This is a genomic window from Pseudodesulfovibrio halophilus DSM 5663 (assembly GCF_059568665.1).
In genome coordinates, this window is record NZ_JCANTV010000008.1 from 295,572 (window position 1) to 314,431 (window position 18,860).

An 18,860-nucleotide genomic window follows, 5' to 3' on the forward strand; every position below is an offset into this window, starting at 1 on the left:
TTTATTGCAACAATGCGTTCTTCTTTCTACGGTGTCCACGTCATGGCATTCTTCAACGCATCCGGCGTGCGCTGCATGCTTGCAGGGACCGTCTTTTTTGCCGTCGGCTCCATGCTGGTCAAACTCGCCGGTCAGGGACTGCCTCCGCTGCAGGTGCTCTTCGCCCGCGCAGTGGTCGGCATCGTGTACAGCATGGCCCTTATTCGAGGGACCGGCGCCCCGATTCTGGGCAACCGCAAAGGGCTGCTGCTCCTGCGCGGCGTGCTCGGCTTTGCCGCCATGGGGTGCAACTTTTACTCGTTCATCCATCTGCCGCTGGCGGACGCCACCGTCCTTCTGTTCCTGCACCCGGTCTTCGTGGCCCTGCTGGCCGTTCCGGTGCTCGGCGAGCGCATGAGCGTCCGCGGCGTGCTCTCGGTGCTGGTCAGCCTCAGCGGCATCGTTCTGGTGACGCAGCCCTCATTCCTTTTCGGCGTGCCCATGCCCCTGCCGCCGCTGGCGGTCTCCGTGGCCATTCTCGGCGCGCTGCTCTCCAGCTTCGCCATCATTTCCGTGCGACGCCTCGCCCAGCACGAGCATCCGCTCTCGGTCATCATCTATCCGCCCATGGTGATCCTTTTCGGCGCGCCGCTCATCGACGGCTGGAACTGGGCGCTGCCCGACGGCTCCCAGTGGCTCATGCTGGCCGGGGTGGGGCTTTTCACCAACATGGGCCAGCATCTCATGACGCAGGGATACCAGAAGGACAAGGCCGGGCCGGTCTCCGCCATAGGCTATCTCGAAATAGTGATGGCCGCGCTCCTCGGGTGGGCCGTCTTCGACTCGGTGCCCGGGGGCATGACGCTGGCCGGTTCGCTGCTGATAATCGGCGGCTCGGTGGCCCTTGCCAGAAGCGAAGCAAAGCCCATCCCGAAAGTAGGCCCCGGAAAGCTGCCGCCCCCGAAGTGATCGGTCCCGCTCCGGTCCATGCAACCAAGACGCTAGACGCTCGACACGCTACGGTCCATTATTGAACGTGGCACTGCGTGTGCCGGACACGAAAAGGCGGCCCGGAGACCGTCTCCGAACCGCTTTTTCGCGATATGGATTTGCGATGGCAACAGCCGAGCGCCTCAGCACTCGTGGAAGTCCTTGTTGATGTAGAAGCAGAGGTCGAACAGGTTGTTGACCATGTCGTCCACCATGTCCTCCTCCTGCTCGGAAACTGTCAGGGTCTTGTTGACGATCTTGGAAAACAGCATGCCGATGAGCTGGTCGTCGTACATGCTCCAGTATTTCTGTCCCGAAGGGAATTTTCTGTCGAATCCATGGTAATACATAATGCAGGTCCGCCTTCAGAGATTATCGCGATGATGCCTTACTTATCGGCCGGTTCCCGGAACACTTTACGCATGAAAGCTGGAATATTTGCCACACTCGTGGCACTATGCCGAACAGGTCGCGATCATGGCGGAAATGCCTCCTTGCAACCCGATCGTCGATGCCCCGTCACGAAGCGGTGACAAACCTGTATTAGTGAGACAACGCACGCAAACCAAAGGAGTCCACCGTGGCAGACAAGAAGATCCTCGTAGTGGAGGACCACAAGGACACGCGGGAGCTGCTGAAATACAATCTCGCACAGGCCGGATTCGAAGTGGCAGCCGAATCCGACGGCGCCGCCGGACTTGAGCGCGCCGCAACCTTTCTGCCAGACATGATCCTGCTGGACCTGATGCTCCCGGGGCTGGACGGACTGGAAGTCTGCAGAAGAGTCAAACAGGATTCCGCCCTCTCGCACGTCCCCGTGGTGATGCTCACCGCAAAGGGCGAGGAGATCGACCGCATAGTGGGGCTGGAACTCGGCGCCGACGATTACGTCGTCAAGCCGTTCTCTCCGCGCGAGCTCATCCTGCGCATAAAAGCCATCATGCGTCGAAGCAAGGAACAGGTGAAACAGGCCCCCAACTCCTGGGAGCGCGACGGCCTCTTCATCGACTTCGAAGCACATGAACTCAGGGTCGACGGAGAACCCACGCCGCTGACCGCCACCGAATTCAAGCTCCTCACCGAGCTCGTCCTCGGGAGAGGCAAGGTGCAAACCCGTGACCACCTGCTCGACACCGTCTGGGATACCCACTTCGAGGGATACTCCAGAACCGTCGACACCCACGTGCGCCGCCTGCGTCAGAAACTGGGACCCTACGCCGACTGGGTCGAAACCGTCAGAGGCGTAGGCTACCGCTTCAGGGCCTGATCCGTTTTCTTCAAGGGGTTATCAGGCCGGTCTCCGGCAGCCCTTTCAGGGGGCCAAAAAGGTGGATCCGCTTTGGAGGCCCTAGTCTTTTAGCTGGTTTATAGCTGTTGGATTCATGCGAGCGCACACCCCGCATCCTAGCTGTAGTCCCACCGACGGGGCTTTGAGGCTTGGGAAACTTAGCTGACAGATTCTGGTAAGCCGATGCCGGTCAACGAGAACTGACTCTGCACAAACGCTCCTGACCAGACCTTCCGCTATGCCATTCAATCCCGCCAACCAAATGTCGCGGCAACGTTTGTCGCCGTGTACCGGTTCTTTTGACCGGTCACGCTGGTCCGCGCTGTCTATTGTACCAGACGCTTCGTTCTGTGCGGCTGCAGGGCGGCCGTATGCCATGGGCAGAGTCTCGAACCGAGAACGCTTTCATTCTTCGAAACGGCTGAATGAGTACATCCGGAGCAGGAAAAACGAAATGCCCTTTGATCCTGTTGACGAGATGTTCCCTGAGCACTAAGCTCGACTTCCTTGGCACGAAGTTGCTCGCAGCAAATCAATAACATCACCAAAGGCCCGTATGTCCAAAAGAATCGCCAGATGGAAGGACAAGATCGAGTGGATGGCAGCCAAAAGACGCGGTCGCGTTTCTGTTGGCGACAACACCTTCGAGTTTGACACGAAAGAAGAGTACTCCCGCTACTCGCAGATGCTCCGGAAAGAGCCTTCAACCATTGAATGGATTGATGAGTACGTTCAGCCTGATGACGTTTTCTTCGACATTGGCGCGAACGTCGGCGTGTTCTCTTTTTATGCAGCACGGCGAGCCAGAGCGGTTCTGTCCTTCGAGCCTCACTTCGGCAACTATGCCATCTTCAACCGCAACATCGAGCGGAACCGGCTTGCGGGCGTCATAACGGCTTACTGTCTTGCCTTCAGCAGGGAGAACAGCCTCGACAAGCTGTTCCTCTTCAAGTTCTCCAGCGGTTCATCCACGTCGCAGTTCGCCCGAACCATCGATCATAAAAATACCAGTTTCGATCCAGCCTTTTCTCAGGGGATGCTCGGCCTTTCCTTGGATTACGCGGTGGACCTTCTGCCTGATTCGCAGTTCCCGAACCACATCAAGATTGATGTCGACGGGCTTGAAGGGGAAATTCTGCAGGGAGGGCGCAAGGTCTTGGCCGACCCGCGTCTCAAGACCATTCTGGTTGAATGTCTTGAAGAAAAGGACAGGATTGTCGAGCTGATGGAAGAAGCCGGACTCAAAGTGCTGCGGAGCGACGGCGTCGGCTCCAAAGGTGACCAGAACGTCATCTTCCGCAGAGGATAGCGACCGTTCTGGAATGACTGCATGATCCCCCGGAAAGCGTTTCACACGCTCCGGCTTGCAGTATCTCCCGCATCCCGCATGGCGGCGCCCGGGGATATGGCAGGTTCCCTGATGCGCGCTCTCTGGATTTGCCTGATGAATGTTTTTATGCCCCGGAACAGTTGTTCACGGGGCTTTTTCTTGTGAGGCGTCCCTCGCGATGTTGCGCTTCGGGGCTACTTTTCCTGATCGGCCTTGAGCTGTCCGCACGCGGCGGCGATGTCTGCGCCCATGCTCCGGCGGATGAAGGCGGTCATCCCTTTCTGCTTCAGGATGTTCTGGAAGGCTTCGGCGTCTTCGCGCGACGGAGCGCGGTAGGGCATGTCTTCGGTGGCGTTGTAGCTGATGAGGTTTACCTTGCAGCGCAGGCCGGCGAGAAGGCTGGCCAGTTCGCGCGCGTGTTCGGGGCGGTCGTTGACGCCGCCGAGCAGCAGGTATTCGATGGTGATGCGTTCGCGGGGACGCATGGGATAGGCTCGCAGCGCCGCCACGAGGTCGTCGATGTGGAACCGGGCGGCCTTGGGCATGATCTGTTCCCGCAGGGCCTGATTCGGGGCGTGCAGAGAGATGGCGGGCAGGGCCATTTCGGAATCGCCGAGGGTGCGCAGCTGGTCCGGGAAGCCGACGGTGGAGACCATGGACCGGCGCCAGGAGATGTTGAGGCCCTTGGTGTCGGGCAGGGTCCCGAGCACCCGCAGCAGGGTGTCCAGATTCAGAAGCGGCTCGCCCATGCCCATGAACACGAGGTTCTTGAGCGGCGGCAGGTCGTTGTCCTCCAGATGCTTTCTGGCTGCAAGCACCTGTCCGAGAATCTCGCCGTGGGTGAGGTTGCGTTCGAACCCCATGAGGCCGGTGTTGCAGAAGGTGCAGCCCATGGCGCATCCCGCCTGCGTGGACAGGCACTGGGAGTAGCGGTCGTGCATGGGGATGATGACGGACTCGATGCGCTTGCCGTCCTGCATCCTGAACAGAAACTTGGTGGTGCCGTCTTCCGAAACCTGTGTCTTTTCGATTTCCGGCCAGCGGACTTCGCACTTCTCCTTCAGGGTTTCGCGCAGGGGTTTGGCGATGTTGGTCATGGCGTCGAAGTCGGCGACGCCTTTCTGCCACAACCACTGCCAGAGCTGCTCTGCGCGAAAGCGCGGCAGCCCGAGCTCCTGCGTGCAGAAGGATTCGAGTTCGGTACGGGTCAGGTCCAGAAGATTGATCATGTTTACCTCGCCCGGGCAATGTAGGGCCGTGGGCGGTTGTGTCAAGTGCGCGATGCGGGCGGATCAGCGGACGATGGTGTGGATGAACGTGAAGAGCATCACGGCCACGAGCACGGCCAGCAGCAGGTTGGTTATGTTCTGCCTTCGTCTGGCGCGTTTTTCCTTGCTCCGGGTGAACTGACCCGTGATGAACAGGATCAGCAACAGGATGACGATGACTTTGGTCAGCATGCCCATGGTCAGGCTTCCTGCATCCAGATGACTCCGGCCTGCCGTCCGGTGCGGCGTTCCGGAGCCGGGGCGTTGCGGTAGGAGTAGAAGGTGTCGGTCATGGTTCTGGTGCACAGGTCTATGCCGGAGATGTTCTCGTCGCGCAGTCCGGCGGCAAGGAGCTGGTAGCGGGTCAGGGCCCAGAGGTCCACGCAGTTGGTGGCAGGGTCGTGGAACTGCTTGAATCTGGCGCCGAACTCCTCGTCGAAGTTGGTGAACTCTGCGTGCAACGGGCCGAGGCTGGGGCCGCGTACGGCGAGAAAATCCTCAGGACGCAGCCGGTAGCGTTCGCAGATATTTTTGACGGCTGAGATCGGGAACCCGGCCACGTTGCCGCGCCATCCCACGTGCAGGGCCGCGATGATGTTGCCGGAGCGGTGGGCAAGCATCACCGGCTGGCAGTCGGCGGTCTTGATCATCAGCGCCTGCCGCTTGCGCGTGGTGGCCATGCCGTCGCCCTTGAGCACGGGCTGATCGGTGGCCTTGGACGGCGCAGGGTCGAAATGCACCTCAGTGCCGTGAACCTGAAGGCATTCGCCCCAGCTGCGGAACCCGAACTGTTCTTGAAGGGATTCGCGGTTCTCGGTGACGGCGCGGGGATCGTCGCCCACCTCGTAGGAGAGGTTCGCCGCGTCGAAGGGGGCCGAGGAGATGCCGCCGAGGCGAGTCGTAAAGGCGCAGCCCACGCCCGGCAGGAGGTCGAATCGGTGGGTGAAGGTGGCTATCTGGACCATATGCGTTCCTCTTCGGCTATCATTCTGACCGGAATGTCCCATTGCTCCGCGTGGATTTCGTCGACCAGCTGAAACTCGTAACAAACGCCGATGGTGACGCAGTCCGCCATGCCGGGGCTGGCGAGCAGGCGGTCGTAGTAGCCGCCGCCGTGTCCGAGGCGGTTGCCGTCCCTGTCGAAGGCCACGCCGGGCACGAGGGCGAGGTCGGGCGTGAAGTCCGCAACGATGGGGCAGGCCTTGTCCGGCTCCATGATTTCATACATGCCCGGGACGAGGTCTTCGCCGCAGGTGACGCAGGCCAGGTCCATGCACCCGGGCTGCTCCGGACGGCAGCGAGGCAGCAGCACCCGGTCGCCGCGCTGCCAGAGCTCGGCCACGAGGGGGCGCACGTCCACTTCGTTTCGCGCGGGCCAGTAGACCAGCACTTCGCGGGCGTTCTTCCATTCGGAAAGGCTGCGGATGTTCGCCGCCACCGCGAGACTGCGGGATGCGGCGTCCTCGGGCGCGAGGCCCTTCCGCCGGTCCAGCATGGCGGCTCTGAGTTCGTGTTTTGCTTGCATCTGCGATTCCTTAGCATGGCCGGGCGGCACAATCCAGCCCGGAACAAAGTGTGCGTCGGGCTCGGGGCCCGGTGCCAGTGGTCGCGCGGGTGCCGAAAGAAACCGCACGCCGCCGGTAGAGGAGCGGGGCGATTTCTGGTAGATTTCCGAACTGTCCGGCGGAAATGTCGGGCTGACGGAATCATGCAGCAAGCACAAGGAGAGAGCATGTACTGGATCGCATTCGGCGACGTGCATGAGAGCACGGCGGCCATGGCCGACATCCCCGGCATACGCGAAGCCGCCGGGGTCATCGTCACCGGCGACCTGACCAACTGCGGCGGCAGGACGCAGGCGGGGCGTGTGCTGGAGGCCATTCGCGCGCTCAACCCCGTTATCCACGCCCAGCCGGGCAACATGGATACGCAGGAGGTCACGCGCTTTCTGGAGGAGTCCGGCGTCATGCTGCACCGTCAGGTGCGCGAGCTCGCGCCGGAGCTGTGCCTCATCGGCGTAGGCTTCTCGACGCCCACACCCTTCAACACCCCCGGTGAAGTCCCGGAGAAGGACATCGCCGCGTGGCTCAGGGAGCTGGACGAGGCGAGCGCGGGGTACGCGCACCGCATTCTCGCCATCCATGAACCGCCGGGCGAGAGCGCGCTGGACGTGGTCGGCGGCGGACAGCACGTGGGCAGCGCGGCAGTGCGCAGCTTCATCGAAAAAGCTCGGCTGGATCTGGTGATCACCGGGCATATTCACGAAGCCAAGGGGCGCGACGACATCGGCGGCACGCCGGTCTTCAATCCGGGCATGGTGGCCGGGGGAGGATTCGTGCGCATCGAGTTTGCCGACGGAGAGGTCACGGCCACGCTGGAGAGCGTCTAGTGGCGGCAGGTCGCATCAATTTCATCTGGGTGGGCAAGCTCAAGGAGAAGTTCTACGCCGAGGGCTGCGCTCACTACCATAAAAAGCTGTCGCGCTTTTACAAACTGGACGAGCGCGTCGTGCGCGACGGGCCGGGGAAACTCCCCGCGCCGGAGCGCAACGCCAAAGAGGGCGAGGGCATTCTCGCCAAGGCGGGCAAGAATGATCTGCTGGTGGTGCTTGACGAGCACGGCGAGCAGACCACGTCGCGCGGCTTCGCCAAGCTGCTGACACGCTGGACGGACATGCCCGGCGTGGAGCCGACCTTCGTCATCGGCGGCCCCTTCGGGCTTTCGGACGAAGTGAAGGCCGCGGCGAGGCATACCATGCGCCTTTCGGACATGACCCTGCCGCACGAGCTGGCCCGACTCATGCTCATGGAGCAGCTCTACAGGGCCGCCTGCATCCGAAAAGGCATCCCATACCATCACGATTAGCGAGGAATCTTCAATGATAGACATGGATTACCTGAACCGTCTCCAAGAGTACCTGACCAACGGAGACTGCGAGTTCGAGTTCGACAACTGCGACGAGGAGAAGCGCTACGAAATCCTCGACGGGCTCGAAAAGCTCATGGACGTGGCCGAGCACGCCGACGAACTGGCGACAAAACTGATTTTCAAAGGCGGTCTCGGCGCACTGGCCGGGGTCGAAGCGGACAAGGAGTAACCATGGACTCCAGAGAAAAAGCCAAGAAACTGCTGACGGAATTCAAGGGCGAAACCTACAGCTACGGCCTCGGCGTATACGAGGAGCTCGCGCGCCATACCGCGGAACTGGGCAAGCGGGCCCTGTTCGTGGGACGCCTCGCAAGCCCGTGGTTCGCTCCGCTTCGCGAGCGAGCCCTCAAGGCGCTGGCCGACGCGGGCGTCGAAGTGGTGGGCGAATGCCGCGGAGCATATCCCAACGCACCGCTTGAAGACGTCTACCGCATGCACTCGCACATCATGCACAAGAAGCCCGATGTCATCGTGACCGTGGACGGCGGTTCCGGCATCGATGCGGTGAAGTCCGCTGTGGTCCTCGCGGCCCTCGGTGACGTGGAGCCCGAAATCGACCCGTTCTTCGGCATGGGCAAGGTGGCGGAGGCGCTCGAAAAGCACGGCCGCTCTTTGCTGCCAACGGTGTCCGTGATGCTCGCCGCAAGCTCTGCCGCGCACCTGACCAAATATTCCAACGTCACCGACAACATCAACGGCCAAAAGTATCTGGTCATCGACGAAGCCGTGACGCCCACGCGCGCGGTGTTCGATTACGAAGTGACTGCCACGCAGCCCGCCAGCCTGACGCAGGACGGCGCCTTCGACGGCATCGGTCACTGCGTGGAAGTGTATTTCGGGGCGGGGCCGGAGATTGAGGAGAAGTGCGCGCAGATCTGCGAAGCCGGGGTGGACCTCGTCATCCGCGGCCTGCTTGCGCTGACCGAAAATCCCGACGACAAGGAAGCGCGCATGGACCTCGGCCTCGGCACAGACCTCGGCGGTCAGGCCATCATGGTCGGGGGCACCAGCGGCCCGCACCTCAACAGCTTCTCCCTTGTGGACGTGGTGTCCCACGGCCGGGCCTGCGCCCTGATGGAGCCGTACTACACGGTGTTCTTCGCCCCGGCCATCGAGCACAAGGTGCGCCGCGTGGGTGAAATCTATCGCAGGCACGGTCTCATCACGGAAGACCTCGACGCTCTGAGCGGTCGCGAGCTGGGCGAAGCCGTGGCCAGAGGCATGCGTGAGTTGAGCCTTCGCGTAGGCTTCCCCGAAAAGCTCAGTGACCTGCCGAACATGACCCGCGAACACATCACCCGCTGCCTCGAGGCCGCCAAGAATCCGGCCCTCGAATCCAAGCTCAAGAACATGCCGGTGCCTCTCAACGCCGACCTCGTCGACGAATACATGGGCCCGGTACTCGAAGCCGGCTATACCGGCGACTTCTCCGTCATCAAGAACATGTAGAAAATGGGCGCGGGCATCCCGAGAGATGCCCGCGACCTTCTATACCCGTGAGTCCGGACCTATTGCGCCACTGCGATCTGGTTCCTGCCGTCCCGTTTGGCGCGGTAGAGCGCGTCGTCGGCCTTTTTGATGATGTCGTCGATGTCAGAAACGCCCTCACCGCAGGCAACGCCGATGCTCACCGTATAGTGGATGCTTCCATCCTCCCAAGGGGTAGGGGTCTCTTCGACGATCTTTCTGAGTCGCTCCGCCGCTTCTCTGGCCTGCGGGATTTGAGTCTCCGGCATGAGGACGATGAATTCCTCTCCACCGTACCGCCCGACGATATCCGAGTCGCGCATGGTTTCGGTCATGATTTTCGAAAAATGCCTCAGGACAGCGTCGCCCCCGTCATGTCCATGTGTGTCGTTAACCCGCTTGAAATGGTCGAGGTCCATAAGGGCAACAGCCAGGGGGACGCTGTAGCGTGCGGATCGCGTCACTTCCCTATCGGCAAGTTCATGGAAATATTTGCGATTGTATAATCCGGTAAGGCCGTCGGTCCTCGCCAGATCAAGCAGCTTCTGGCGGTTTTGCACCCGTTGCGTGATGTCCCTGAGCGTTCCCACGGCGTACCATCGGCCCCGGAGCCGAAACGAGGAAACCGTGCGCTCCACAGGAAACGTATGCCCGTGCTTGTGGCGGGCGTTGAACTCCATGACGCTGCCGACTACGGGCCCCTTGCCGGTCTTGGCGAATTTTTCGAGACCGCGGTGGGCCTTTTTCATGTCTTCTTCCAGCGCGATGAGGTCATGCAGTTCCCGTCCTGTCGCCTCTCTCGACGACCAGCCGAAAATCCGCTCCGCCGCCTGACTCCAGAAGGATATTATCCCTTTATCGTCGATCATGATCAGGGCGTCGTGGGAGGCTTCGCTCATGGCCTTCATGGTGGCTTCGCTTTCGATCATGGCTTCTTCGGCCATCTTCTGGGGAGTGATGTCGAGACAGATGCCCACCGCGCGGGTCGGTTCGCCCTCTGGCCCGTGCTCGATGACCCTGCCCGCGTCCAGAACCCACGCCGTGTCGCCGTTTTTTCGGATGATGCGATGCTCCGCCTTGAAATTCGGCGTTCTTCCCCTCAGGTGTGCGTCGAGAATATCCTCTATGGGCTCCGCGTCCTCAGGATGGATAACGGACTTCCATGAAGTGAAGTGCTCGGGAAGCTCATGCGGAGCGTAGCCGGTGATTTCACGCCACCGGTCGTTGAAGAAGGTCTCATCCGATACGATGTTCCAGTCCCAGAGTCCCAGCTCGGCGCCTTCGATGGCCAGTGACAGCCGCTCCCGGCTCTCCGCAAGTTTCTGTCTCGATTCCAGCAGGTCGGAAATGTCGGCTATCATGCCGATGAACTTGTCGGGTTTGCCGTCGCTGTCTCGCACGCACATGACGTCGATGCGCGCCTGCAGCACCGATCCGTCCTTGCGCACGTAACGCTTGTCCATCTGGTACCCGTCGCGTTCACCGGCTAGAACCGACTCGAAGAGCCGAACGTCTTCCGCAAGATCACCGGGGTGGGTCAGGTCCGCCCATGTCTTGGTGATCATCTCCTCATGCGTGTAGCCGAGCATGTCGCAGAGCCGCTGGTTGACCATCAGCCAGCCTTTCTCAAGCGAAGTCAGAGTCATGCCAACTAGACCGAGGTCGAAGAACAGTCGAAGGGGTTCCTTGTCGTACGTCGTGTTCAACTGCGCCCGAAGCGCCTCGTTCTGCTGTTCGAGTTCGCGGATTCTGACCTTTGCCTGCTGAAGCTCTGTGATTTGATCGGAAGACATGATCTCATTTGTAGCCCTGAGCGAAGGGCGGCGCAAGCGACAAGAGGAAAAATGCTGAATGAATCACCAATAAAACGAGCCCCGGAAGCGGTTCCCGGGGCTCGTTATAGTCGGTCTGGTATGACTAGTTTCTGCGGAAGCGGCGAAGAAGTGGGATTCCCAGCAGACCGAGTCCGAAGATGATGAAGGTGGACGGCTCCGGAACGGGCGCGGCGGAAACACTGAAGAACGTCTTTTCCTCGTTGGTCATGTTTTCCACGGTGGTCCAGCCGAAAGGCGTGCCGGGCCAGATGATACCGTTGTCGTCCAACGCGGCCGAGGGTACCTCGTTGAACGAGGACATGAAGGAGACCAGATACTCGACATCGTCGTACAAGAAGGAAAACTCGGACTGAGCCGTACTGGCCACAAGAAAGATATCCTCTTCATAAACGCCGTCGTTGCTGGTCTCCCAGAAGTTGAAGTCGAAGCTCGTACTGAATACCTGATCATCGGACCCACCGAGCGGGGTCAACGTCAGGACGGAGCGAACCACGCCGCTGGAAAGAATGTCGCTGCTGGCGAGAATGGGATAGTTGGCATGGAAAAGATTGGTGACGCCTGCAAGCCCGCCGTTGGTGTCCACCGTGCCCGTCTTGCGTTCAAACCAGATGGAACTGCGCTGCCCGTTGCCCTGCGCCGTCGGATCACCCCACGCCAGACGACGATCACCCGACACGCCGTCGAGTACGGTCGAATCGGAGGCCGTTATGGGCAGCGCCGAAGAGCTGCCCTCGTCCACGGTCCAACTCGTAAATCCGTAATCAAGGTCGAAGTCCCATGTGGTCACGTAGGCCTGCGCCGAAGCCACGGAGCCGAAAAGCATGATCCCCATGACGAAAAGAACTGCATATACTCTGTTCATGATGTACCCCTCTTGGAAAAGTCTGGATGTTTCCAGATAATGAGCAAAAAGCAGGCCGTTTTGCTAACGGTTCGTAATTTATGAGTATGTGTTGATTGAGAGCGCCGGTGGCGGCCCAGGTTATGTAAAGGGGGCCGACGTTTTTCCGGAAAAACCGAACAGTGGTTCCATAAAAAGTGGTCTGATCAACACTTTACCGGCAGTCCGGGTTTTCTGGATCAAATCGATTTCTCTCATAGGCAGAGTTGTGCTTTCAGGATGCCTCCGGCGGGCCCTTCAGGCGGACCAAAGGGGCGGGCCCCCTTTGGAAACCCTGAGTTGTCAGCGGGGTTGCAGCTGCTGGGTTCAAGCGGTCGCACAACCCGCGTCCGAGCTGCCCCCCCGCTGACGGGGATTCATGTGTGAACTTCTTGGATGACTTGCCCGGAACTGCCCGAGCCTTTTCTGTCCTCAGAACCAGCAACCGCCGCTCACACCCAGCCAAATGATGTTGGCTGACGTATGATTTGTGCATGAATCTCTTGAATCGACAGCCCGGTACTCCCTAAGCCTTTCTGTCCCTCAGAACCAGCAACCGCCGTCCGCCCTCAGCCAAGCCGCCAACGCGCTTGCGCTTTCGGAAAGCGTCAAAGCGGCTTGGCAAGCCAGATGATTTTGGGAGATTCTCAAGAACCCTTTTGCAAAAGGGTTCTTGAGCCGCCGGAGGCAAAGAAGCCCCCGCCGATTCATCGGCGGGGGCTTCTTTCACAAACGGTGTGTTGAAAAACTACCGAACTGGAATTCCGTTGGCTTCTATGTCCTGTCGGATCAGTTCCCGGATGCGTTTGGCCACTGGTCCCGGTCGCACGTCGTGGATGGGTTTGCCGTTGAAGCGGACCACGGGGATGGCGTCGCCGGTGGTGCCGACGATGATCACTTCCTTTGCTTCGAGGATTTCGTGTTCGGTGATGCCTCGAAAGATGATGTCCATTTCATCTTTGATCATGTCCACCACGCGCATGAGGGTGGTTCCTGCGAGGGCGTTGGTGAACTCGGGGATGTGCACCTTGCCGTTTCTGTCCACGATGCAGACGTTCTCGGTGGCTCCTTCGGCGAGAAGGCCGTGTTCGTCGAAGCAGAAGGGGTAGTCGTAGCCTTTTTCGGCGGCCTCGCGTTTCATGAGCACGTTGGGTAGGTAGTCGATGCTCTTGATGGCGGCGAGGTATGGCTGTTTGGCCGGGACCGAGGTCTTGAAGGCGGTGGAGCCTTTTTCGTAGAAGCTGTCCGGTTTGGGCTGAAAATCGAAGGCGGCCACGTACAGGCTGGCGACGGGGCACTCTGCCGGGTCGATGCCGAAGCCGCCGGGTCCTCGGCCGAGCAGTACGCGGATCATGCCGTTTTCGCTTTCGGCGGCGCGGGCCACGTCGAGGATGGTCTGGGAGAGCTCGTCCCACGAGCAGGGCGGGGTCAGGTGGATGGCCTTGGCCGAGCGCTTCATGCGTTCCACGTGCGCGCCGAGCTGGTAGAGTTTGCCGTTCACCCACTTCATGGCCTCGAACACGCCGTCGCCGCGATGAACGAGGTGGTCGTCCCACGGCATGAGCATGAGTTTGGGGTCCTTGCAGATGACGCCAACGCGCTGTTCATAGAAGGCGCGCACCTTTTCCGTTCCGGGGCGGGGTGCGGCGAGCATGCGGTCGAGGTATTCCCGGCTGTCCACGATTTTCTTCACGGCGATTTCCTCAGCGGGTGACGGTCCGGGGACGTTCTCGTCCCCGGACCGGATGAATTGTTTGCTTGCTAGGGCACGCGCAGCAGGTCGCGTTCGATGAGGGTCTCGGCGATCTGCACGGTGTTCAGAGCGGCGCCCTTGCGGATATTGTCGGCCACGATCCACATGTTCAGGCCGTTTTCGATGGTGTTGTCCTCGCGGATGCGGCCGACGAAGACATCGTCTTCGCCCGCGGAGTCGATGGCCATGGGGTAGGCCAGCTTTTCCGGGTAATCCACCACGGTCACGCCCGGGGCGGCGGCCAGCAGGGTGCGCACGTCCTCGGCGGTGAGCTTCTCGTCGGTCTCGATGTTCACGGACTCCGAGTGGCCGTAGAAGACCGGCACGCGCACGGTGGTGGCGGTGACCTTGATGCTGGCGTCGCCCATGATCTTGACGGTCTCGTTGACCATCTTCATCTCTTCCTTGGTATAGCCGTCGTCGAGGAACGCGTCGATCTGCGGCAGGCAGTTGAACGCGATCTGGTGCGGGTATACCTCGGCAACGATGGGCTTGCCGTTCATGAGGCGACGGGTCTGCTCTTCGAGCTCGTCGATGGCTTCCTGACCGGAGCCGGAGACGGCCTGATAGGTGGAGACCACCACGCGCTTGATTCCGGCTTCCAGATGCAGCGGCTGCAGGGCCACGACCATCTGGATGGTGGAGCAGTTGGGGTTGGCGATGATGCCCTTGTGCCAGTCGAGGTCCTGCGGATTCACCTCGGGTACGACGAGCGGGCATTCGGGGTCCATGCGCCATGCGCTGGAGTTGTCCACCACCACGCAGCCTGCCTTGGCGGCCGCCGGGGCGAACTTCTGGGACGGGCCGCCTCCGGCGGAGAACAGGGCCACGTCGATTCCGGTGAAGGAGTCCTCGGTCATTTCCACGACCGTCAGCTCCTGTCCCTTGTATTCCACGGTCTTGCCGGCGCTGCGGGCCGAGGCCATGGGGATGACTTCCGATGCCGGGAAGTCGCGCTGTGCCAGCGTGGCCAGCATCTCCTGACCGACGGCACCCGTTGCGCCGCATACCGCGACGCGAAATTCCTTCTTGCTCATAGCTTCACTCTCCAAAAGCTTACAACTTCAGGCTGCTGCCCAGTTCGAGGCAGGCCTTGGCGCTGTTGAGGGTGTACAGATGCACCCCGGGAGCGCCCCTGTCGATAAGGTCCTGTGCCTGCCGTTTGGCGTAGGCCATGCCGACCTCGTATACCTTGTCGTCACCGCCCTCGTCGTTGGCCTTTTCCAGCTCGTGCAGGAAATTGCCCGGGATGCTGGCGCCGCAGAGGCCGAGGATGAACTTGGCCGAGCGGATGTTCATGATGGGCAGTACGCCCGGAATCACCGGAACGTCCACGCCCATGGCCTTCATCCGGTCCACGAAATCGAAATAGACACGATTGTCGAAGAACAGCTGGGTGACCATGAATTCGCCGCCCTGTTCCACCTTGTGCTTGCTCATGGCAAGGTCGAAGCTCACGCTCGGGGATTCGGGGTGCGGCTCCGGATAGCAGGCAACGCCCACGCACATCTTCTTGAAGTGCCGGCGCAGGAAGCCCACCAGATCGGTGGCGTGCTTGTACTCCTGCCTGTTGAAATCGAAGTTCTCCTCGCCTTTGGGCGGGTCTCCCCGCAGGGCGAGAATGTTCTCGATTCCAGCGTCCTCAAGCGCGCCCACGTAGTCCTTGAGCGCTTCGTCGCACGCACCCACGCAGGTAAGGTGGGTCAGCGGCTCGATGTCGTGATCGGCCTTGATGCGCCGCGCGATTTCCAGGGTGTTGTCCTGCGTGCCGCCGCCCGCTCCGTAGGTGACCGAGGCGAACAGCGGGTCGAGGGTCTTGAGCTTGTCCACCACGTCGAAAAACTTCGGCCACGCGTCCCGCTCTTTTGGCGGGAAGAACTCAAGGGAAATGAACGGGGAATTCGGACGAATCGAATCGCAGATCCGCAATGCATCACTCCTTTGCTTGACGGTGTATCCCACCCGCGCACTGACCATGGCGCGGGAAGGGCCAATGAAGATACTCCTTTTCCCGTCAGGCTTCAACCGGCGGTTTGCGGCGGGATCATTTCCCCTTGGGACCGGCCCCGTCGGCGAGAGCGGCCACGATGTCGTCGTCGGCCGGAAGGAAGCGGATGCCCTCGGGGCGCTCGGGATGCACCCATGCGAAGCTCTGTCCTTCAAGGCTGCGCGGATCGCCGTCGAAAACGGTGACGTGGTAGAACAGCAGGCGTACCGAGAGCCGGGGGTAGTGGTGGACCTTCTCGCACCAGAACTCGAAGCCGCGAACCTCCACGCCGAGCTCCTCGCGAAGCTCCCGCACAAGCGCGACGTCCGGCTCCTCGCCGTCCTCGACCTTGCCGCCGGGGAACTCCCACCATCCGGCCCACTCGCCCTTGGGGCGGTCCACAGCCAGATAGAGCCCGTCGCGCCAGAGGATACCTGCGGCCACGTCGATGAGGCGCGTCACGGTCAGCCTTCCTCCAACTCGCCGCGCTGCCGCTCGATGTCGGCGATGCGCTCCTCGAGTTCGCCCATGCGCGCCATGAGGGTGTCCACCCAGTCGCTGACCTCGGTGTATTCGGACTGGGACTTCACGGCCAGCTCGGGCTTTTCGTAGGTGGCGGGGTCGTTCAGGGCCGCCTCGAGGCGGCCGTGGTCCTCCATGGCCTTCTCGAGGTCGCTCTCGAGCTTGGCGTAGTCCTTCTTGAGCGGCTTGAGTTCGCGGTACAGGGCATTGCGCCGCTCGGCCTGACGCCGCTTCTCCTCCTTGCTCAACCGACGGGTTTCCGCAGGTTTCTCGTCAAGGGCCGGTGCTTCTTCCTGTCTCGCAGAGGACTTGCCGCTGCCCGCCCGCGCGGCCTCGGCCAGGCGTTGACGCCGTTTCTCGTCGTAATCCGCAAAGCCGCCGAGGTACTGTTCTATCCCCGAGGACGAGAGCTCCCAGACCTCCTCGGCCACTTCCGAGAGCAGGTAGCGGTCGTGCGCTACGAAAAGGAGCGTGCCTTCGTAGTCCTTGAGAGCGGCGATGAGTCCTTCGCGCGACTCGATGTCGAGGTGGTTGGTGGGTTCGTCGAGGATGAGCAGGTTCGGGTGTGCCAGAAAGAGGCTGGCCAGCAGCAGGCGGCTCTTTTCTCCGCCGGAAAGCCCGGAGACCTTGCGGTCGAAAAAGTCTTCGCCGAGCAGGAAAAGACCGAGGACGCCCATGAGCTGTTCCTCGGTGAGGTTCGGATCGCTCAGGCGGCGAATCTCGGACAGGGCGGTGCCGTCGAGGTTCAGAATCTCGTGCTGATGCTGGCTGAAGTAGCCGGGCTTTGTCTTGTTGCCGATCTTCACGTGCCCCTCATCCGGCGTCAGGTCGCCGGTGATGAGCTTGAGCAGGGTGGTCTTGCCCGCGCCGTTGGGAGCCATGAGGGCCACCTTGTGCCCGCGGTAGAGCTGGAAGTTCAGGCCGTCCCAGACGGACGGGTTGCTCTTGTCGTAGGCGAAGCGCAGATCCACACCCGCGATGGCGACCTTGTCGCCCCGGGCCGGCGCCGGGAGCTTGAAGGCGAGAGAGCGGCCCTTGACCCGCGTGGAAGAGCCCTGCTTCTTCATCTGATCAAGCTCTTCGGCCATTTTCTCGACCTTCTTGATCTTGCTTTGGGCCTGCGCGGCCTTGCGGGCCTTGACCCGGAAGCGGCTGATGTAGTTCTGCTCGTGCTCGATGCGCGCGGAGAGTTTCTCCATTTCCTTCTCGCGCTGGCGGGCGTCCTCCTCCTGCCATTCCAGAAAATCGTCGAAGTTGCCCTTGCGCAGCACGCTCCGCCTGCCGCCGAGGAACAGCACATGAGTGCCCACGCGGTTCAGGAAGACGCGGTCGTGCGCCACGAAGACAAGCGCGCCGCGGAAGTTGAGCAGATACTGCTCCAGCCATTCCACGGCTTCGAGGTCGAGGTGGTTGGTGGGTTCGTCCAGAAGCAGCACGTCCGCGCCCTGAAGCAGCACGCGGGCCAGCTTGGAGCGCTCACGCCAGCCGCCGGAGAGTTCCGCGAGACGTTTGAACAGGTCTTCCTCCGAAAACCCGAGCCCGGTGAGGATGGCCCGCGCCTTGTGTTCCGGGCTGTAGCCGTACTTCTCCTCGAACTCGGCCTGCTCGTGGGAGAGCTCGGTGATCCGGGCCTGATCGCCGTCGGCCACGGCCTTTTCCCAGCGTTCCCAGAACCCGCTCCATGACGGCAGGGCGTCCATGACCCACGCAAGCAGGTTGCGTTCGAGGTCGTCCCCGGAGAGCTCCTGCGCCACGTAGCCGATCTGTGCGCCGCGGTCGATGCTGACCGTGCCCGCGTCGTGGTCAGTGACCCCGGCGAGGATGCGCAGCAGCGTGGACTTGCCGCAGCCGTTGGGGCCGGTGACGGCCATGCGCACGCCCGGTCCGGCTTCAAAGGAGACGTCGGAGAAGACTTCTTCCCCGCCGAAGTGCATTGCGAGTGAATTGACGGTGATTTTCGACATGTGTTTACCTTCCGCAAGGGGGATATAACGGCAGCCGCGCGAAGGCAAGAGCAGCTTTGACTGCTGCGCATCCCGAGGGTATTCCGTTAGCCATGCGAACATGGCACGTCTATCTGGTCCGTTGCGTCGACGAGACTCTCTACTGCGGCATAACCACTGATCTGCAAAGGCGGCTGGCCGCGCACAACGACGGCTCGGGAGCCCGCTATACGCGCTCCCGCCTCCCTGTCGAACTGGTGCACAGCGTGGAGGTGCAGGGAAAGAGCGCGGCGCTACGACTGGAGATGGCCGTCAAAAAACGCCCCCGCCGAGAAAAAGAGGCGTTTCTCGCATCGCACGGGGCGTTTGAAGCGGAATAAATCTCGTTTTCTGCCGAGGAGCCTCTTTTGCTTGAATATTTACACCATAGAGAGTATGTAATGCTCGTTTGAAGAGGAGACCCTTCGATGGACGACGCAACACTATACATGCTTCTCGCATTGCTTTTCTTCGTGGAGATAGGCGTGCTGCTCGTCCAGTTCCAGACCTGTTCGGACCACGTTCGCCGCAAGCACACCTCGGTGAGGGCCAAGAAGAACAAGCTGGAGCTCAAGTCCGAGGTCCTCGAGCAGGACATCGAACGGCTCGAGACTCAGGTCGCCAACATCCGCTATCTCATGGAATCCTAGG

21 protein-coding genes are annotated in these 18,860 nt (G+C 61.2%); 9 read left to right on the forward strand and 12 right to left on the reverse strand.

What is annotated here, in order from left to right; genetic code table 11:
• The first annotated feature begins 42 nt into the window (after positions 1 to 42).
• Positions 43 to 948 (forward strand): DMT family transporter, encoded by a 906-nt coding sequence (locus tag BR24_RS03480; protein WP_496540114.1) that lies wholly within the window; start codon positions 43 to 45, stop codon positions 946 to 948.
• Positions 949 to 1,112: 164 nt separating this feature from the next.
• Here the strand turns inward: BR24_RS03480 and BR24_RS03485 are convergent, their stop codons facing one another.
• Positions 1,113 to 1,319 (reverse strand): hypothetical protein, encoded by a 207-nt coding sequence (locus BR24_RS03485; protein ID WP_018125925.1) that lies wholly within the window; start codon positions 1,317 to 1,319, stop codon positions 1,113 to 1,115.
• 230 nt (positions 1,320 to 1,549) lie between these two features.
• Here BR24_RS03485 and BR24_RS03490 point away from each other — a divergent pair, with 230 nt between their 5' ends.
• Complete coding sequence (locus tag BR24_RS03490) at positions 1,550 to 2,236, forward strand: response regulator (protein WP_496540115.1); 687 nt, start codon at positions 1,550 to 1,552, stop codon at positions 2,234 to 2,236.
• Between the two features lie 577 nt (positions 2,237 to 2,813).
• Positions 2,814 to 3,566: an FkbM family methyltransferase gene (locus tag BR24_RS03495; protein WP_496540116.1), complete on the forward strand. Its 753-nt coding sequence runs from the start codon at positions 2,814 to 2,816 to the stop codon at positions 3,564 to 3,566.
• A 215-nt stretch (positions 3,567 to 3,781) separates the two neighbouring features.
• Here the strand turns inward: BR24_RS03495 and rlmN are convergent, their stop codons facing one another.
• The 4 genes from rlmN to BR24_RS03515 all read right to left on the reverse strand — a co-directional run bounded on the left by rlmN (position 3,782) and on the right by BR24_RS03515 (position 6,380).
• Positions 3,782 to 4,816 carry a dual-specificity RNA methyltransferase RlmN gene (rlmN, locus tag BR24_RS03500; protein WP_496540117.1) on the reverse strand — a complete coding sequence of 345 codons (1,035 nt, stop codon included), beginning with the start codon at positions 4,814 to 4,816 and terminating at the stop codon, positions 3,782 to 3,784.
• Positions 4,817 to 4,879: 63 nt separating this feature from the next.
• A complete protein-coding gene (locus BR24_RS03505; RefSeq protein WP_462966383.1) occupies positions 4,880 to 5,053 on the reverse strand; it encodes a hypothetical protein in 174 nt (57 codons plus the stop codon).
• Positions 5,054 to 5,055: 2 nt separating this feature from the next.
• Entirely contained in the window at positions 5,056 to 5,820 is a 765-nt protein-coding gene (locus BR24_RS03510) for a purine nucleoside phosphorylase YfiH/LACC1 family protein (protein WP_496540118.1), read from the reverse strand.
• Complete coding sequence (locus BR24_RS03515; protein WP_496540119.1) at positions 5,808 to 6,380, reverse strand: 5-formyltetrahydrofolate cyclo-ligase; 573 nt, start codon at positions 6,378 to 6,380, stop codon at positions 5,808 to 5,810. Before BR24_RS03515 ends, BR24_RS03510 begins: the two co-directional genes overlap by 13 nt.
• Positions 6,381 to 6,587: 207 nt before the next feature.
• On the opposite strand from BR24_RS03515, the gene BR24_RS03520 reads away from it, so the two are divergent.
• Genes BR24_RS03520 through BR24_RS03535 form a run of 4 tightly spaced genes read left to right on the forward strand, consistent with a single transcriptional unit; the run spans position 6,588 to position 9,232 of the window.
• Complete coding sequence (locus BR24_RS03520; RefSeq protein WP_496540120.1) at positions 6,588 to 7,244, forward strand: metallophosphoesterase family protein; 657 nt, start codon at positions 6,588 to 6,590, stop codon at positions 7,242 to 7,244.
• Positions 7,244 to 7,720 carry a 23S rRNA (pseudouridine(1915)-N(3))-methyltransferase RlmH gene (locus BR24_RS03525; protein WP_496540121.1) on the forward strand — a complete coding sequence of 159 codons (477 nt, stop codon included), beginning with the start codon at positions 7,244 to 7,246 and terminating at the stop codon, positions 7,718 to 7,720. The genes BR24_RS03520 and BR24_RS03525 overlap by 1 nt, the downstream gene beginning before the upstream one ends.
• A 13-nt stretch (positions 7,721 to 7,733) precedes the next feature.
• The gene (locus BR24_RS03530; protein ID WP_496540122.1) at positions 7,734 to 7,952 is read left to right on the forward strand and encodes a hypothetical protein; all 219 of its coding nucleotides are present in this window, start codon (positions 7,734 to 7,736) and stop codon (positions 7,950 to 7,952) included.
• 2 nt (positions 7,953 to 7,954) lie between these two features.
• Complete coding sequence (locus BR24_RS03535) at positions 7,955 to 9,232, forward strand: iron-containing alcohol dehydrogenase (protein ID WP_496540123.1); 1,278 nt, start codon at positions 7,955 to 7,957, stop codon at positions 9,230 to 9,232.
• A gap of 59 nt (positions 9,233 to 9,291) precedes the next feature.
• Here BR24_RS03535 and BR24_RS03540 read toward each other — a convergent pair whose 3' ends face one another.
• The 7 genes from BR24_RS03540 to BR24_RS03570 form a co-directional block, all read right to left on the reverse strand.
• A complete protein-coding gene (locus BR24_RS03540; protein WP_496540124.1) occupies positions 9,292 to 11,043 on the reverse strand; it encodes a PAS domain S-box protein in 1,752 nt (583 codons plus the stop codon).
• Between the two features lie 124 nt (positions 11,044 to 11,167).
• The gene (locus tag BR24_RS03545) at positions 11,168 to 11,947 is read right to left on the reverse strand and encodes a THxN family PEP-CTERM protein (protein WP_496540125.1); all 780 of its coding nucleotides are present in this window, start codon (positions 11,945 to 11,947) and stop codon (positions 11,168 to 11,170) included.
• A gap of 766 nt (positions 11,948 to 12,713) precedes the next feature.
• Positions 12,714 to 13,658, reverse strand: coding sequence for an aminotransferase class IV (locus BR24_RS03550; RefSeq protein ID WP_496540126.1), 945 nt, complete (start codon positions 13,656 to 13,658; stop codon positions 12,714 to 12,716).
• A 68-nt stretch (positions 13,659 to 13,726) separates the two neighbouring features.
• A complete protein-coding gene (locus tag BR24_RS03555; RefSeq protein ID WP_496540127.1) occupies positions 13,727 to 14,755 on the reverse strand; it encodes an aspartate-semialdehyde dehydrogenase in 1,029 nt (342 codons plus the stop codon).
• A gap of 19 nt (positions 14,756 to 14,774) precedes the next feature.
• Entirely contained in the window at positions 14,775 to 15,647 is an 873-nt protein-coding gene (gene metF / locus BR24_RS03560) for a methylenetetrahydrofolate reductase [NAD(P)H] (RefSeq protein ID WP_496540128.1), read from the reverse strand.
• Positions 15,648 to 15,762: 115 nt separating this feature from the next.
• Positions 15,763 to 16,167: a (deoxy)nucleoside triphosphate pyrophosphohydrolase gene (locus tag BR24_RS03565; protein ID WP_496540129.1), complete on the reverse strand. Its 405-nt coding sequence runs from the start codon at positions 16,165 to 16,167 to the stop codon at positions 15,763 to 15,765.
• A gap of 2 nt (positions 16,168 to 16,169) precedes the next feature.
• Positions 16,170 to 18,191, reverse strand: a complete 2,022-nt coding sequence (locus BR24_RS03570; RefSeq protein ID WP_496540130.1) for an ABC-F family ATP-binding cassette domain-containing protein — start codon at positions 18,189 to 18,191, stop codon at positions 16,170 to 16,172.
• 92 nt (positions 18,192 to 18,283) lie between these two features.
• On the opposite strand from BR24_RS03570, the gene BR24_RS03575 reads away from it, so the two are divergent.
• Positions 18,284 to 18,550 carry a GIY-YIG nuclease family protein gene (locus BR24_RS03575; protein WP_496540131.1) on the forward strand — a complete coding sequence of 89 codons (267 nt, stop codon included), beginning with the start codon at positions 18,284 to 18,286 and terminating at the stop codon, positions 18,548 to 18,550.
• Between the two features lie 87 nt (positions 18,551 to 18,637).
• On the forward strand, positions 18,638 to 18,859 hold the full coding sequence (locus tag BR24_RS03580; protein ID WP_496540132.1) for a hypothetical protein: 222 nt from the start codon (positions 18,638 to 18,640) through the stop codon (positions 18,857 to 18,859).
• The last annotated feature ends 1 nt before the right edge of the window (position 18,860 follow it).

Coding starts and splice junctions, on each gene's coding strand:
- BR24_RS03480 (WP_496540114.1), top strand. CDS start 43: ATGGCATTCTTCAACGCATCCGGCGTGCGCTGCATGCTTGCAGGGACC.
- BR24_RS03485 (WP_018125925.1), bottom strand. CDS start 1,319: ATGTATTACCATGGATTCGACAGAAAATTCCCTTCGGGACAGAAATAC.
- BR24_RS03495 (WP_496540116.1), top strand. CDS start 2,814: ATGTCCAAAAGAATCGCCAGATGGAAGGACAAGATCGAGTGGATGGCA.
- rlmN (WP_496540117.1), bottom strand. CDS start 4,816: ATGATCAATCTTCTGGACCTGACCCGTACCGAACTCGAATCCTTCTGC.
- BR24_RS03505 (WP_462966383.1), bottom strand. CDS start 5,053: ATGGGCATGCTGACCAAAGTCATCGTCATCCTGTTGCTGATCCTGTTC.
- BR24_RS03510 (WP_496540118.1), bottom strand. CDS start 5,820: ATGGTCCAGATAGCCACCTTCACCCACCGATTCGACCTCCTGCCGGGC.
- BR24_RS03515 (WP_496540119.1), bottom strand. CDS start 6,380: ATGCAAGCAAAACACGAACTCAGAGCCGCCATGCTGGACCGGCGGAAG.
- BR24_RS03520 (WP_496540120.1), top strand. CDS start 6,588: ATGTACTGGATCGCATTCGGCGACGTGCATGAGAGCACGGCGGCCATG.
- BR24_RS03530 (WP_496540122.1), top strand. CDS start 7,734: ATGATAGACATGGATTACCTGAACCGTCTCCAAGAGTACCTGACCAAC.
- BR24_RS03535 (WP_496540123.1), top strand. CDS start 7,955: ATGGACTCCAGAGAAAAAGCCAAGAAACTGCTGACGGAATTCAAGGGC.
- BR24_RS03540 (WP_496540124.1), bottom strand. CDS start 11,043: ATGTCTTCCGATCAAATCACAGAGCTTCAGCAGGCAAAGGTCAGAATC.
- BR24_RS03545 (WP_496540125.1), bottom strand. CDS start 11,947: ATGAACAGAGTATATGCAGTTCTTTTCGTCATGGGGATCATGCTTTTC.
- BR24_RS03555 (WP_496540127.1), bottom strand. CDS start 14,755: ATGAGCAAGAAGGAATTTCGCGTCGCGGTATGCGGCGCAACGGGTGCC.
- BR24_RS03570 (WP_496540130.1), bottom strand. CDS start 18,191: ATGTCGAAAATCACCGTCAATTCACTCGCAATGCACTTCGGCGGGGAA.
- BR24_RS03575 (WP_496540131.1), top strand. CDS start 18,284: ATGCGAACATGGCACGTCTATCTGGTCCGTTGCGTCGACGAGACTCTC.
- BR24_RS03580 (WP_496540132.1), top strand. CDS start 18,638: ATGGACGACGCAACACTATACATGCTTCTCGCATTGCTTTTCTTCGTG.